The sequence below is a fragment of the Flavobacterium zhoui genome (assembly GCF_042787235.1).
GTDB classification, from domain to species: Bacteria; Bacteroidota; Bacteroidia; order Flavobacteriales; family Flavobacteriaceae; genus Flavobacterium; species Flavobacterium zhoui.
Window position 1 is genome coordinate 121,391 of sequence record NZ_JBHZPY010000002.1, and the last position, 15,039, is coordinate 136,429.

Here is a 15,039-nt window from a genome sequence, read left to right on the forward strand (position 1 = left end):
AGGAGCTATTTCCAGCTATACGTTGCAATCTTTTATTTTTTAAAGAAAAAAATAAAAGGATTTCCACTGCTATCTGGGCTAGGGAAAATGTTGTCGTCAAATATTTATAGGTTCCTTTGTATGCTTAATTTGGTAATACATACATTTTAGGTAAGCTATTTACTAAAACTGACTTTGGTTTACTGACAAAACTCGTGAAATCAGCTGTATTTGTAGCAGAAGGTGTTGGGACATAATAGGCGTCTTTCGTATTGTTCCAAAACATTACGAAACTAATCTCGACACTATTTGCGGTCAATGCAGTGTATAAGTAATTAGAAAACCAGCCAGTAATAGGTGTATTTGTAGCAGTTACTTGATAACCCGTCTCAGTCATTGCTGCAATTTTCACTTTGGTTTTAGCCAAATCAGAAACCATCTTAATTTTTGCATTGGCTCTGTCTGAACCAGCTTGTCCCTGATTATTAAAATCTCCATAGTTGTCCATTCCTAAAACATCAACATAGGCGTCTCCAGGATACCGACTCAAATAATTAGCCGAGGTAGAGTAAGAGTTGTCAGGGGAAAACGCGTATAAAATGTTGTGAACGCCTTTCGTGTTTTTTAAATAGTCAACAGTAAATTGGTAAGCAGTTTTGTAGTCCTCAGGGAAACAATAATCAGCACCCCACCAGAACCAGTTTCCGTCAAACTCATGGAACGGTCGAAATATGATGGGAATTAATTCACCATTACTTCCTTTTAGATTAGAAATTACTGATGCTATTTTATCTAGTTTTAGTTTGTACCAATCATTTTTCGAACCTCCGGGTAAAATGCTTTTAAAAGCAGTAGCTTTCTCGGCAGCAGTCATGTCATTAGCATAAAAGCTATCTTCTTTGTTCGGCTCTCTCAAATGCCAGCAGAAGATAGTAATCATGCCTTTTGCGTAAGCGGCTTTAGCATCATCTGTGATCTTTTTTTCTTGTTGGTAAAACCAATTTTCGGCTTGGCCATTATTGTTTTTATCCGTAATAAACATAAAATCAGCACCGAGAATGGCAGGGTCATTTCCGGTAGTTTTTTTTATGTCTGACATTGATGACGAGCCATTATTGTAAAAGGCATTAAAGGCATCTTGTTGACCAATAGCAAATTTAGTTTTAGCCAATTTCTTTAAATTATAAAATAAAGCAACTGTTTCTGTCGTTGCAGTAGCGTCCACCATATATGTTTTTACATTTACTGTAGTTAAAGGATCCGTTTCAGTAACAGGTATAGTTGTTGGTGGAGTTACAATAGGATCTGGCGTATCAGAACTAGAAGAACAACCAGAAATAAAAAGTGAAAAGCAAAGGATTGGTATTAAAAGATATGTTTTATTCATTTTTAATTTTTTCAATTCGATTGATGATTTCAATACAGGCACGAGCGTTATGATACGGGCATTTCCAGAAACCCGCTTTGTCTTTTTCGATTAATGAATAATCAGCATTTATTCCCCAGTGCCATTCTCCATTTTCAGAGTCAAGAATGTGTTTTTTTATAAAATTCCAATTTTTCAGCACAACATTTAAATAGCTTTTATCTCTAGTTAGTTCATAGGTATTAAAAAAACCAATCATCAATTCCGCTTGTGGCCACCAGTGTTTTTCGCTAATTAATTCATTCTTTTTAGGTTCTAATTCATACCATAAACCACCATCTTCATCTATTCCTTCCTTGGTGGCATCCGTTAGTTGAATCGCGTGTTTTTTGTATTTCGTAATTAAGGAATGCTCTTCTGAAATTTCTGCGCATTGCAATAGGAGCCAGGCCGCTTCAATGTCGTGTCCGTAGGAAATAACATCTGGATTTTCTATCCAGTTTTCGTCAAAAAAAAGTTTTAAATGCCCCGTTTCTTCGTTTATAAAATGAGTATCGATAACCTGTAATATTTCGATGATATCTTTTTGTAAGGTTTCATCTTTCCATACTTTGTATAAATTAGCATATGCTTCTACGATATGCAAATGGGTGTTCATTGTTTTCTTTTCGTTGGCATCTTTATCGCTCAACCGTAAATCATCAATGTTTCTCCAATCCCGTGTAAAAGCTTCCAGATATCCTTTGTTTATTGGATCATAACTGTGCTCTTGAATCTTTTTGTACAAATCAATGGCAACTTTCAGTGCTTTTTCATCTTTGGAAACAGCATAATATTCAGTCAAGCCATAAATCACAAATGCAATTGCATAGATTTGGTTTTTGGTATCCTTTGGAGTGCCGTCTGGATGGAGACTCCAAAAAATCCCTCCGAATTCGGTATCATAAAAATACTTTAGAATATAATTAAAGGCTCTTTTTGCAATTTTTTTATGATCTTCTATTTTGGTCAGTTTGTACGCTGACGAAAAAGTCCATAATATTCGTGCATTTAAAACAGAACCTTTCTCTGCTGCGACATTAATAACTTCATTAGATTCAATTTGACCTATAAATCCGCCCTTTTTGTTATCCATAGTAAACTTCGACCAATATCCAAGAATAGAGTCGAGTTCAGTTTTAAGTTCAGATTGTAGTTGTTTTAAAGGTATAGACACGATTATAAAATTGCTTTGTTTTTATTTACTTGTTCAATGATTGTATTCACAGAACCTGCTGATGTAAAAGTGTCTTCAGGGGTGTTCATTACATAATCAATCAATTTTTCAACGGTCGAAACTGCTACGTGCATTCTAGTATCAGACGATGCATAATAGATAAAGACAATTCCGTCTTCATCCTCAATCCAACCATTAGAAAACAATACATTCGAAACATCACCTCCTCTTTCTATTCCTTCTGGAGCCATAAAATGTCCGGCAGGTTTATAGATTACTTTTGAAATATCATTTAAGTCCGTCATGAACATATATAAGGTGTAACGCAACCCGGCAGCAGTATTTCTAACACCGTGAGCTAAGTGTAACCAACCTTTTGAAGTTTTTATAGGAGCTGGTCCTAGACCATTTTTAAGTTCGTAAACAGTATGGTATTGTTTTCCGTAGATGATGGTTTCGTTTTGTACAATTGGATTTGTCATGTCATCAATATAACCGAGTCCTATACCACCACCATTTCCGATGTCAATAAATCCATCTTGTGGACGTGTATAAACGGCATATTTTCCATTTACAAATTCAGGATGAAATACTACGTTTCTTTGTTGTCCTGTATTCGAAATCAAATCTGGCAAGCGTTCCCAGTTCACTAAATCTTTGGTACGAACAATTCCTGCATTTGCAATTGCGGAGCTAGTATCTCCTTTTGCAGCATTAGGGTCTTTTCTTTCGGTGCAAAAAACACCATAAATCCAACCATCTTCATGGTTTACTAAACGCATATCATACACATTCGTGTCCGGTTCTTCAGTTTGTGGTAAAACACAAGGTTTATCCCAAAATTTAAAATTATCAATACCATTTGGACTTTCGGCAATAGCTATAAAAGACTTTCTGTCATAACCTTCCACACGAACAGCCAGGATGTATTTATTCTTCCATTTCATCGCACCAGAATTTAAAGTGGCGTTAACACCAATTCGTTCCATTAGCAAAGGATTAGTAGTCTCATTTAAATCATATCTCCATTCAATTGGTGCATGTTTGGCGGTTAATATAGGGTTTTTATAGCGTTCGAATATACCGTTGCCAACTGAAGATTGAGGCTCATTTTTTTGCTCAATTAGTTGTTGAAATTCATTTCTAATTTCAATTTTTCTTTTTTGGAAATCGGTATTTATTGTTTTTGTATTCATGATTGAAAGTTCTAAAATCAAGTATTAATTAGTTAAATTTCTTTTGTTGTTAAGGTCTTGTTCAATAGTCTGTAACTTTTCTTCAGTAAGCGGGTAGAACAAGATAAAAAGTACTGAAATGACAGCAGCTATAGCTGGAAGAATGCTTAGCATCAGTTGAATTCCGTTTTGTGTTACTGCTGTTTGTTCAATGTTAGCCTGGAAACCATAGTAAGCTAGTAGCCATCCCGTAGCGGCGCCACCAATAGTCCATCCAAATTTTTGAGACATCGATGAAGCTGAAAATACAAGTCCAGTAGCGCGTCTTCCTTGTTTCCATTCGGAGTAATCGGCGCTATCAGCATACATGGACCATATTAATGGGAAAATACAGCCGGCACAAATACTTATCAATACTTGGAAACCCATAATAAGCATTACGTCTTCTTTTCCGAAAAAATAGAAAATCACGCTCAAAATAGCAGCTAGAGACATCGCCCCAAAAAAAGTATTCTTTTTACCAATGCGATTTGCGATTGGAGTTGCAGCAATCACACCAATGATGTTTGCCGCCTGACCTAAAACTAAGTATAAAGAAGTAGGTGTCATGGCAAAGGTTTCGCCAAAGAGATTAAAGCTATAACTTACCGTATTACTCACATAGTATTTAAAGTAATACACAGCTGCACCATCACGGATTGAATTGAAGACCAATGCTCCAATTCCTGCTCCAAGAAGAATCCACCAAGGTTTATTTTGCCAAAGATCTTTTAGGTCTTCTTCTAAATCAGTTTTTTCATCAGAAATAGGTTGGACTCTTTCTTTCGTTAGAAAAAAACAGCCCCAGAAAAAGAGAGTAGTTATAATTCCAAAAACGATTATAGTGTACAACCAGCCTGTTTTTGAATTCATGCTTCCTCCAAAATGATTTACCAATGGCTCAATTAACCAAAGAGCTAATAAGCTTCCTGCAAAAGCGAAAACCATTCGATACGAAGAAAGTGTAGTACGCTCTTTTCTATCCGAAGATATTACACCTAAAAGAGATGCGTAAGGAACATTGATTATAGAATACACCATCATCATTAGCGAATAGGTTACATAGGCGTAGATTATTTTTCCTTTTTCATCAAAATCAGGGGTGTAAAAAGTCAAGACTCCAATTACTGCAAAAGGAATTGCTGTCCATAGAAGATATGGTCTGAATTTTCCCCAACGTGTTTTTGTACGGTCAGCAATAATACCTACTAGTGGATCAAAACAAGAGTCCCAGATTCTAGTGATTAGGAACATGGTCCCCACAACGGCTGGTGCCAAACCAAAAACATCAGTGTAGAAAAACATCAGGTACATGCTAAATATCTTCCAGAACATAGAAGAGGCAGCATCTCCCAGGCCGTAACCGACTTTTTCTTTTATACTTATTTTATCTTGCATTTTTTTTGGTTTAGAGTATAGAGGTTAATTATTTATTTTTGATATAAATTTTCTTTTGCAGCATCTTTTTCGAATAAAATTTTGTCCATGTTATAGAAATCTACGAAGTCTTTTTCGCTAACCTGTCCTTTGTAAGGCGCATAATAATGCATTTTCTTTTCTTTTTCCTGCCATCCGTGGTTTCTCCAAACTAATACATAGGAAATTTTATAATCCCCAATCGCTTTCATCAATGTATTGGTCCACCATTTGTCATAAGGAATCGCTTCATAGCCGGTCTCGGCAAAAGCCATAATTTTATTTTGATCTTTAGCAACTTCATCCATTATCTTGAATTGTCTTTGGCAATTTTCAACAAATGAATTGTCTTTTGTAGGATCTGTATATTGGTATTGGTCAAAACTCAAAATATCTGAATAATCAGAACCTGGATAGTATTCCAGGAATTCTTCTGTCGTTTTAAAGTCGGCCGTATTGTACACATAGATCAAATTATGAACTCCTTTTTTTTGCAGATAATCAATGGTGAATTTCCATAAAAGCTTAAATTCTTTAGGACTTCCGTTATTTTTGCACCACCAGAACCAATTCCCTGTAAGCTCATGATAAGGACGGTACAACATAGGAATGAGCTTTCCGTTTTTATCTTTTAAAGTTAAAATATATTTTGCAGCTTCATCTAGCCAAGATTTAAATTTTTCATGACTTTCCCCTCCAGGTAATGCTGAGGCCAATGATTTTGGAGTAGTGTCCCAAGCGTTTTTGCCAGTCAAAGGATTGTCAAAATGCCAGCTGAGGGTTACAATACCGCCTCGCGTATGAGCATCTTTAATAAATTGTCTCATTTTATCAAAAGGAATACCGTCAATATTGTTGCCTGACTTTTTTTCCAGTCCGCCAAGGTCCCATCCATATACCGCAGGATAATCTCCGGTAACGTCTTTTATGTCACTTCTCCCAGGTTCATATTTCCAGTTTACTCCGTACGCTAAATCATCCTGATGACCAAAAAGTATTCCTCTTGTGACCGATTTTGTCAATTTTGCGTATAAATTTATTGTTTCCGGTGTAGAATTTTTATCAGATAGAGATGATATAGTATCAATTGGAGAAATTTTTGAGGAACAAGAGGTTCCGATGTAAAAAAGGGTTATAAGCGCGACAATTCTCTTTTTCATATTTTAAATGGTTATTTTGAGTACTTATAAAGGTACTATGAATTGATATTTGGTTTTAAGAAATAGTTTGTTTTGTAATCTTAAATAAGAAAATGTTTTAGGAGTCTTTTTATTAAAACTATAAAAATAGTTAGTAATTAAAATGATTTATATTTAATATCGATATAGTTTTTAAAATATTGATAAATGTATTTTTCAAAGATAATTGGATCACTTGCTTTTAATTAATATTATTTTATCAATTATATATCATATTATTGCAAATAAAATTACGCATATGAGCAATCTTAAAAATTTTTATAGGGAAATACCGCCGCTTTCGTCTGGGGACAGTTTTTTAGTTTTTGACAGAGTAAAAGATAGTTTTGATTTTCCTGTACACTATCATCCTGAATTTGAGATTAATTTCATTGTTAATGGTAAAGGGGTAAAACGTGTGGTAGGGGATAATATTGAAGAAATAGACAATGTTGAGCTCGTTTTGATTGGCCCAAATTTGTATCATGGATGGGAATTAAATAAATGCACTAATAAGCAAATTCATGAAATAACGATCCAGTTTCACAATGATTTATTTGACGAGTCTTTGTTATCCAGAAGGATAATGAGTCCTATTAAGGATATGTTTAATAGATCTATACATGGTATTTTATTCTCAAAGAAAACTGCAGAAGAACTTTCCTCGCGACTAGTCAAAATTTCAAAATTAGACGGTATGGATTATTTCTTAGAGATAGTTTCGATCTTGTATGATCTTGCCAACTCAAGGAATCAGAGGCTTTTATCAACTTTTACCGTTGATCATGACACTTTTGAAGATTATGATAAAATGAAATTAGTTTATGAATATGTGCAAAAAAACTTTGCGCAGAAAATAACGCTGGATAATGTTTCTAGCGTAGCGAGTATGACTAGTATTTCTTTCAATAGGTTTATCAAAAAGAGAACTGGAAAAACTTTTGTCAATTATATAAATGATATTAGAATTGGCTATGCCGCAAGATGGTTAGTAGAAAAAGATTTGAGTATTTCGGAAATTGCATTTAAATCAGGTTTCAATAATATAGCCAACTTTAACAGGAGTTTCAAGACTATTAAGAAATGTACGCCAAGTCAATATAGAGAAGATTTTTCTGGTTTAAAAAGAATTTTATAATCTTCTCCAGGTCATAATTTATCTTGTTGTGGTTTACTTCAATAGCTTATGAAGTCCCTGCTATTGATTACTTAAAGATTGTTTTTATCGTATTTATTTGCGAATTAAATTATGTATCTTATAAATTAAAGTCGCTATTTTTTACATATCCACATCCTTTTTGGTTATAAAGTAAAAATATTATCATGAAATGATATAATACTATTAATTTGATGTTTGCATCTGTTATAGATTTGTTAATTATAAATAATTAAAATTAACATGCATTCTAATCGCTGAATTATTCCCTTCGGTGTTTAGTAATCTTAACTAACCAAACATTTATTATGAAAAAACTATTGTCTAATTTAATTCATTGGAAAGCCAGTCGCAGAGCTGTTCCTTTGATGTTATTTTTATTATTAACTAGTGGTTTTATTACTGCTCAAACTAAAGTGTCGGGAGTAGTGACAGATGCAGACGGACTAACCATTCCGGGAACAAATGTTTCTATTGTAGGTTCTGGAAAGACTGTTTCAACTGATTTTGATGGGAAATATCAAATTGAAGTTGCTTCAAATGGTTCGTTATCATTTTCTTTTATCGGCTTTGTTACTCAAAAAGTTGCGGTAAATGGGAAAACTAAAATTAATGTTACTTTAAAAAACAACTCTGAAAATTTGAATGAAGTGGTCGTAATTGGTTACGGAACTCAAAAACGTGGCGATGTAAATAGTTCAATATCTTCAGTTAAAGCAAAGGATTTAGAAAACTTAAAACAAGTCAACGTCGATCAGATGTTACAAGGAAAAGCAGCAGGTGTTTCAGTAACTAATAATTCTGGTTCACCAGGTGGAGCCGCATCTGTGAGGATTCGTGGAACAACTTCTATTTCAGGTACTAATGAACCTTTATATATAATTGATGGTATTCCTATTTCCGGTGATGCAACTGGTAAATCTACAAGTGGTCAAGCATTAGCAGGTAAAGATGGTTTTTCTTCTACTGGTGGTGGTGGTAATAGTGCGGTTAGCCCATTGTCGATGATCAATCCAAATGATATTGAGTCAATTGATATTTTGAAAGACGCATCTGCAACTGCTATTTATGGTTCAAGAGGTGCAAATGGTGTAATCATAATTACAACAAAATCTGGTAAAAAGGGCACAGGAAAAATCACTTATGATGTATATTCTTCTTTTGTAGCCAACTCTAAAACACTTGATGTTATGAACTTACAAGAGTTTGCTAAAAACAAAACAGAATTAGCAAATCTATACGGTAACGTTGCACGTCCTGAATTTTCTCATCCTGAATTATTAGGATTAGGGACAAATTGGCAAGATGAGGTATATAGAACAGCACTTGCTAAAAGTCATCAATTATCATTTTCAGGAGCCAAAGAGGGTACAAATTATTATTTGTCTGGCGGATATTTAGATCAGGAAGGAACTATAATAGGTTCGGGTTATAAAAGATATACTATTCGATTAAATGTTGATTCTAAAGTTAAAGATTGGCTGAAAGTAGGCTCTAATTTAACATCTGGTATTACAAATGAAAAAATAACAGTAAATCAGAGTTTTCAAGGACTTATAAGCAATACCCTATTACAGGCACCTGATATACCAGTGAGAAATACTGATGGAACATTTGCAGGTCCTCCAAGTTCAGATCAGAGTGTGACGTATTACAACCCGGTAGCTGAGGCATTGACAAGAGAAAATACTTTAGCAAGGAAAAACTTTTTAGGTAATGTTTACGCTGAACTTAATCTTTTTAAAGGCTTAAAATACCGTGCTGAAATTGCTGCTAACACAGAGTTTTCAGAAAATAATGATTTCAGACCATCTTATAAATGGGGTTCGCAGGTAAATCTTACAGCAGATTTAAATGTGAGAAGACAAAATTGGTACTCAACCAACGTTAAGAACTTATTGACTTATGATAAAACTATTAGCAAACATAAATTTACGGTTTTAGCGGGACAAGAGGCGAATGACAGTCACTGGGAAGGTTTAGTAGCATCAGGGGAAGGCTTTCAAACGAATGAAAATCATACCTTAAATCTCTCAACTGTAGCAAACAGAACAGTTACAGACTACAAAGGAAGTGCTGCTTTATATTCTCTTTTTGGTCGTGTAATTTATGATTTTGATAATAGATTTAGTTTGACCGCTTCGATAAGAGCTGATAAATCTTCAAAGTTTGATCCAACAGATCCAAAAAAGCAATGGGGAGTTTTTAGAGCGATTTCTGGTTCATGGAAATTATCTAATGAGTCTTTCATGGAAGGTACCCGTCAATATATCGACAACATCAAATTTAGATTAGGTTACGGCGAAACCGGGAATCAACAAATTGAAAATAATAGATATACAGCATTATTAGGCCAACAAAATTCTGGTTTAGGAAGTGGTTTCTTGGTGTCGAATTCTCCAAATCCTGATTTAACTTGGGAATCGTTAAATCAAAAAAATGCAGGAATAGATTTTACATTATTTGATTCAAGATTTTCTGCCAGTATAGATTTATATGACAAAGTATCTAAAGGCTTTTTGTTTCAAGTGCCTTTGCCTATTTACTTAACTGGTGGTGGAGGACAATATGGTGGAATTTCTGCGCCGTACTCTAATTTGGGAACAATGAGCAACAAAGGTTATGACATTACTTTGGGGTACAATACAAAAGGGAACGGTGATTTCAACTGGAATTCTTCTTTTAATTTTTCTCATTATGCAAATAAGTTAGTGGAAATTCAAAATGGAATTGTATTAACACAACAAGTAAATACTAATGGATACCAGCCGGTTGTGGCTACAAATACCGTTTTAGGTCAACCAATAGGGATGTTCTACGGTTATGTGTCTGAAGGTATTTTTAATGATTTGGCAGTATTAAATGCTGCACCGGCTCAATTTGGTCAAACTGTAGGAACTGGTGATGGCCAAACATATTTAGGAGACATTAAATATAAAGATGTCAATGGAGACGGAGTTATTGATCCAAAAGATAAGACATTAATAGGAACTCCACATCCAGATTTTACTTTTGGTTTCACCAATAACTTTAAATACAAAAACTTTGATATATCAGTTTTTTTACAAGGTTCTTACGGTAATGACATTTTGAATTTAACAAGAAGAGCAGGTACAACGAATTCTTCTTTATATGAAAATCAACTTGTGGAAGCAGCTAATTATTGGACTCCAACAAATACAAACACAGATATTCCACGACCTATTGGAAATTCAGCAAATTCAAATTTGTTAATATCCAGCCGTTATCTTGAAGATGGTTCTTATATCAGAATTCAAAACTTGACATTTGGATATTCTATACCACAAGATGTAATAGCTAAACTTAAGATGTCAAGACTAAGAATTTATGGTTCAGCCCAAAATCTTTACACACATACAAATTATTCTGGTTATGATCCTGAAATTGGTTCTTTCAACCAAAATCCACTTTTGTCAGGAATCGATAATGGAAGATATCCATCGCCAAGAACATTTACAGTTGGTGTTAACGTAGAATTTTAAAAAAAATAAAAGATGAAATATAAAACCTTTTTTAATGCATATAAATTGCTAAGTGTAGCAATTGTTTTAGTTTTTGGGTCATGCTCAGAAGATTTTACTAACAGACCTCCAGAAGACGCAATAAGTCTGGATGCTTATTACAGTTCTAATGAACAAGTGGTATCGGCTACAAATGGAATGTACAGTAGAACATGGTTTCAAATGTATAATAAGTTTTTCTGGGCGCTGGAAGTAGGGTCAGGAAATATGTATTCCGGTTCTCCAGATGTTAGCGGTTTGAGAACATTTTCATTAAATGGGAGTGATCCTGAATTAGAGAATGGCTGGTCATCATTGTGGGCAAATGTGGCTCAATCAAATGCGATAATCAATTTCTTAGAATCAAGAGTTGGTGCTGGTGTTGATAAAACTGTGGTGCAAAACACGATAGGGGAAGCTTACTTTATGAGAGCTACTGCTTACTTTGATTTAGTAAGAATATGGGGTCCAGTGCCTATTATCGAAAATAATTTAGATTATTCTGCTAATCCTAATATCAATACGAATCCTGAGGCCGATATTTATAAATTAATTATTAAGGACTATTTAACGGCAATAGATAAGCTGGCAGAGAAAAATAGAGGTGCAAATTATGGTAATAACGGTCATGTTAGCAAAGGTTCAGCACAAGCATTCTTAGCGAAGGTTTATTTGTACCAAAAAGATTATCCAAAAGCGAAAGCAATGGCCGAAACAGTTATTAACAGTGGGGAATTTAAACTATTAGGTGGCGATCAATTACCCACTAAATCTTTTGGTGATTTATTTACTTACAAGAATAATAACAATGAAGAATCTATTTTTGCATTACAATGGAAAGGGGATGGGAATTATGGTTCCGGAAATAATTGTAATACTCAATTTGGAATAAGTTCATCTACAGTGTCTACATCAAATGCTTCTTATGGAGGCGTTTTTGGACCTTCTCAAGAGGTGATGACGCTTTATTCTTCTGGAGATTTAAGAAGACGTGAAACGGTAATGATTCCAGGAGTTGCCTATCCTGAAATGAAAACAACTAAAGGAAATGGATTTACTGTTCCTGCGGAGGATAATGCACAAAATTCAGGTGGCGGAATTAAAAAATACTGTATCGGAGTAAAATCAGATAATACAGGACCAACAGATGCTTGGGCAATGATGGACAATAATAGTTACGTTATGCGTTATGCCGAATTATTATTAATACATGCCGAAGCCGTTTTAGCAGGTGGCGCAAGTACAGCTGATGCAGGGGCACTACGTTCTTTCAATGCAGTAAGAAACAGAGCTGGATTAGCAAGTAAAACAGCAATCACTTTTGATGATATTTTTAAGGAAAGAAGATTGGAATTGTGTTTTGAAGGCGATTACTGGTTTGATTTAGGAAGAATTGATAAATCTAAAGCAATTGCAATTATGTCTGCTCAAAACAGAGGCGATAGAAATGGAGCGCGCTACTATACTCCGGTGTATTCTACAGATCATGCTGCAAATGATTTCTTGATGGATTATCCTGATAATGATGTAGCCAAAAATCCAAAATTATTGGAAGCACCAGTTCCTTATACTTTTAAATAATTATTAAAATATACTATTTATGAAAAATTTTAAAATAAAGTATCTATTGAGCTTTCTTATGATGGCTTCAATCTTTGTTAATATACTGTCATCATGCTCTAATGACGGCAGCGGTAGCGGATCTTCAGGTGTACTTGCGGTAGAAAGTGTCAGTAAAGCAGTAGGCGGAGATTTGACACCTACAACAGTGGGTTTTGCTAATAACATGTATATCATCCAAGGAATTGGTTTTACTACTGTGGAGAAAATTTTCTTCAATAATACCGATACCTATTTTAATCCAACGATGGTTACGGACAAAGCCATCTTTGTAACGATTGATTTAAATACTCCTTATGCGAATGCATCCAATGAGTTGAAAATTGTCACTAAAAATGGAACAGTAGTTTATCCATTTACCGTTGCACCACCGGCGCCACAATTTAAAAGTTATAATCCGATAAATGCCGTTACTGGAGATGTCGTTACCATTTATGGCTCTTTCTTTTTAAATCCAGTTGTAACAATTGGAACAACTCCTGTTGCTGTTATTTCATCTACTTTAACTGAAATTAAAGTGAAACTTCCAGCAGGTTCTGACAAAAAGTATATTAAAGTTAGTACTATATCAGGGGCAGTAACATCTACTGACGCAATTGGAACTGCTATTTATGACGATGTATTTTACGGTATAGATGGTACTGGAGGATGGGGAATTTCTAATCTTCTTATTGATAATACTGCTCCAGCGGAAGTTGCCCAAGGGACAAAAGCAATTAAAGTAGATATTACTTCTTGGTCTGGTTTTCAAATTGATATGTGGGCAAATGGTGGCCATCCTGTTCCTTCTGGCGCAACAGGAATTAAATTCAAAATGAAACTTAAAGCTGACGCAAGAGTTAGAATTATTGTAGGAGGAGATTGGGGACATCAAGTATGGTTTGATGTCAAAGCAGATTATGACAATTATGTTGTTAAATGGTCTGATTTAGGTCTTGCTACTGCTCCTGCTTCTGTAGGTCAATTGGTCTTTGGAAGTGATGGAACTAATACAACGTTCTATATTGATAATTTAGGTTTTCAGTTATAAAAATATAATATTTTGTTTGAGTGAGTTTGTTTTAAGATATTCCCTAATTGAGCAATTAGGGAATTCTTTTTTTTATTTAATTGTAAATACAACATATAAACATGAAAAAAATAATAGGTTCAGTTTTACTGATGGCACTTTCTTTTTCCACATTTGGCCAAGGAAATAGCATAATACAAAAAACGAACAAATACGATGGTCTTGCAATGACTCCCCCTATGGGATGGAATTCCTGGAACACTTTCGAAACTAATATTGACGAAAAACTGGTTAAGGAAACTGCAGATATTATGGTGGCTTCGGGGATGGCGGCTTCCGGATATAATTATATTGTTCTTGACGACGGCTGGATGGCCAAAGAACGAGATGCAAATGGAAATCTAGTGCCGGATCCTATCAAATTCCCAAGCGGAATGGAAAATTTGATTGATTATGTTCATTCCAAAGGATTGAAATTTGGATTGTACAATTGTGCAGGAACCAGTACTTGTGCGGGGTATCCAGGAACACGAGGTTATGAATACCAAGATGCTAGGTTTTACGCAAATTTGAATATCGATTATTTAAAATACGATTGGTGTAATACAGCAGGAATAAATGCTCCGGAAGCTTATGCCACTATGAGTAACGCGCTTAAAACTGCTGGTAAACCTATTGTTTTTAGTCTTTGCGAATGGGGAGATAACAAGCCATGGGATTGGGCGAAGCCAATTGGGAATCTCTGGCGAATTTCAGGAGATATTTATCCTTGTTTTGATTGCGAGTACCACCACGAAGAAGGTAACTGGTCGTCATGGGGATTTATGAAAATTCTCGAAATGCGCAAAGATATTCGTAAGTTTTCCGGACCGGATCATTGGAATGATTTCGATATGCTGGAAGTGGGTGATGGAATGACAAATACCGAGGACAAAACTCATTTTACGATGTGGTCGATGATCGCTTCACCGCTTATTGCCGGAAATGATTTCAGAAAAATGTCAAAAGAAACATTGGCTATTTTAACCAACAAGGAATTAATTGCAGTGAACCAAGATAAATTAGGGATTCAGGGGTTCAAATATTCATCAGAAGATGGACTGGAAGTTTGGGTAAAACCGCTATCCGATGATAATTGGGCAATCACTTTTGTAAACAGAAGCAATGTTACTAAAAAAGTAAATTTCGATTGGAAAAAACAACTTATAAAAGATACCTATTTTAATTTAGAAGCAAATTTTAATACCACTTCTTATAAAATTAAAAACCTTTGGGAAAACAAAGAAGCGGGAAATACTAAAAAAGCTTTTGTTGGTAATTTAGCGTCACACGATGTAATTACTTTGAAATTAATTAAAATATAA

At 34.7% G+C, this 15,039-nt stretch carries 10 protein-coding genes; 5 read left to right on the forward strand and 5 right to left on the reverse strand.

From position 1 onward, the window contains the following. Window positions 1–124: 124 nt before the first annotated feature. The 5 genes from ACFX5F_RS03560 to ACFX5F_RS03580 all read right to left on the reverse strand — a co-directional run bounded on the left by ACFX5F_RS03560 (window position 125) and on the right by ACFX5F_RS03580 (window position 6,351). Window positions 125–1,366 (reverse strand): glycoside hydrolase family 26 protein, encoded by a 1,242-nt coding sequence (locus tag ACFX5F_RS03560; RefSeq protein WP_379849973.1) that lies wholly within the window; start codon window positions 1,364–1,366, stop codon window positions 125–127. Continuing rightward, complete coding sequence (locus tag ACFX5F_RS03565; RefSeq protein WP_379849975.1) at window positions 1,359–2,480, reverse strand: AGE family epimerase/isomerase; 1,122 nt, start codon at window positions 2,478–2,480, stop codon at window positions 1,359–1,361. The genes ACFX5F_RS03560 and ACFX5F_RS03565 overlap by 8 nt, the downstream gene beginning before the upstream one ends. 83 nt (window positions 2,481–2,563) lie before the next feature. Further along, window positions 2,564–3,757, reverse strand: coding sequence for a glycoside hydrolase family 130 protein (locus ACFX5F_RS03570; RefSeq protein WP_379849976.1), 1,194 nt, complete (start codon window positions 3,755–3,757; stop codon window positions 2,564–2,566). Between the two features lie 24 nt (window positions 3,758–3,781). Further along, entirely contained in the window at window positions 3,782–5,173 is a 1,392-nt protein-coding gene (locus ACFX5F_RS03575; RefSeq protein WP_379849978.1) for an MFS transporter, read from the reverse strand. 32 nt (window positions 5,174–5,205) lie between these two features. Continuing rightward, on the reverse strand, window positions 5,206–6,351 hold the full coding sequence (locus tag ACFX5F_RS03580; protein ID WP_379849980.1) for a glycoside hydrolase family 26 protein: 1,146 nt from the start codon (window positions 6,349–6,351) through the stop codon (window positions 5,206–5,208). A 277-nt stretch (window positions 6,352–6,628) separates the two neighbouring features. On the opposite strand from ACFX5F_RS03580, the gene ACFX5F_RS03585 reads away from it, so the two are divergent. The 5 genes from ACFX5F_RS03585 to ACFX5F_RS03605 all read left to right on the forward strand — a co-directional run bounded on the left by ACFX5F_RS03585 (window position 6,629) and on the right by ACFX5F_RS03605 (window position 15,039). Next, complete coding sequence (locus tag ACFX5F_RS03585; protein ID WP_379849982.1) at window positions 6,629–7,507, forward strand: AraC family transcriptional regulator; 879 nt, start codon at window positions 6,629–6,631, stop codon at window positions 7,505–7,507. Window positions 7,508–7,833: 326 nt separating this feature from the next. Beyond that, the gene (locus tag ACFX5F_RS03590; RefSeq protein WP_379849983.1) at window positions 7,834–11,028 is read left to right on the forward strand and encodes a SusC/RagA family TonB-linked outer membrane protein; all 3,195 of its coding nucleotides are present in this window, start codon (window positions 7,834–7,836) and stop codon (window positions 11,026–11,028) included. 12 nt (window positions 11,029–11,040) lie between these two features. Next, window positions 11,041–12,627: a RagB/SusD family nutrient uptake outer membrane protein gene (locus ACFX5F_RS03595; RefSeq protein ID WP_379849984.1), complete on the forward strand. Its 1,587-nt coding sequence runs from the start codon at window positions 11,041–11,043 to the stop codon at window positions 12,625–12,627. A gap of 19 nt (window positions 12,628–12,646) precedes the next feature. Then, window positions 12,647–13,696: an IPT/TIG domain-containing protein gene (locus tag ACFX5F_RS03600; protein WP_379849986.1), complete on the forward strand. Its 1,050-nt coding sequence runs from the start codon at window positions 12,647–12,649 to the stop codon at window positions 13,694–13,696. Between the two features lie 101 nt (window positions 13,697–13,797). After that, window positions 13,798–15,039 (forward strand): glycoside hydrolase family 27 protein, encoded by a 1,242-nt coding sequence (locus ACFX5F_RS03605; protein ID WP_379849988.1) that lies wholly within the window; start codon window positions 13,798–13,800, stop codon window positions 15,037–15,039.

What these genes read in the sequence shown, in the direction of transcription:
- ACFX5F_RS03565 (WP_379849975.1), bottom strand. Translation starts at nt 2,480, where the DNA reads ATGGATAACAAAAAGGGCGGATTTATAGGTCAAATTGAATCTAATGAA.
- ACFX5F_RS03595 (WP_379849984.1), top strand. Translation starts at nt 11,041, where the DNA reads ATGAAATATAAAACCTTTTTTAATGCATATAAATTGCTAAGTGTAGCA.
- ACFX5F_RS03600 (WP_379849986.1), top strand. Translation starts at nt 12,647, where the DNA reads ATGAAAAATTTTAAAATAAAGTATCTATTGAGCTTTCTTATGATGGCT.
- ACFX5F_RS03585 (WP_379849982.1), top strand. Translation starts at nt 6,629, where the DNA reads ATGAGCAATCTTAAAAATTTTTATAGGGAAATACCGCCGCTTTCGTCT.
- ACFX5F_RS03605 (WP_379849988.1), top strand. Translation starts at nt 13,798, where the DNA reads ATGAAAAAAATAATAGGTTCAGTTTTACTGATGGCACTTTCTTTTTCC.
- ACFX5F_RS03580 (WP_379849980.1), bottom strand. Translation starts at nt 6,351, where the DNA reads ATGAAAAAGAGAATTGTCGCGCTTATAACCCTTTTTTACATCGGAACC.
- ACFX5F_RS03575 (WP_379849978.1), bottom strand. Translation starts at nt 5,173, where the DNA reads ATGCAAGATAAAATAAGTATAAAAGAAAAAGTCGGTTACGGCCTGGGA.
- ACFX5F_RS03570 (WP_379849976.1), bottom strand. Translation starts at nt 3,757, where the DNA reads ATGAATACAAAAACAATAAATACCGATTTCCAAAAAAGAAAAATTGAA.
- ACFX5F_RS03590 (WP_379849983.1), top strand. Translation starts at nt 7,834, where the DNA reads ATGAAAAAACTATTGTCTAATTTAATTCATTGGAAAGCCAGTCGCAGA.
- ACFX5F_RS03560 (WP_379849973.1), bottom strand. Translation starts at nt 1,366, where the DNA reads ATGAATAAAACATATCTTTTAATACCAATCCTTTGCTTTTCACTTTTT.